The 255-nt window shown below is 42.0% G+C and carries 1 protein-coding gene; it reads right to left on the reverse strand.

Going from position 1 to position 255, the window contains the following annotated elements:
- A partial coding sequence (locus N8L33_RS10025; RefSeq protein WP_261059762.1) for a hypothetical protein occupies positions 1–255 on the reverse strand: 255 nt, incomplete at both ends.

Below are 255 nucleotides of genomic sequence, written 5' to 3' on the forward strand. Positions count from 1 at the left end.
TGTTAATGTAACGTCACCTGTCTCAGGATCTCGTTTCACATCTAGTGTTGGTGTCTTATGAGCTGGTGTTGTTACATCCACTGGTTGTGATGGTTTCTTGTTAGGTTCTGTTACTGTTCCTTTTCCTGGCAAGTCTCCTTTTGGAAGCTTGTCATTTGGTACTTCACCTGAACCATTTTCACCAATTGTTACTGTGATTGTTGTTCCATTTTCTCCTGGAATTTCTACCCTGCTACCTGATGGGTAAGTTGTTCC

The organism is Streptococcus mitis (genome assembly GCF_946188695.1).
Lineage (GTDB): Bacteria > Bacillota > Bacilli > Lactobacillales > Streptococcaceae > Streptococcus > Streptococcus mitis_DF.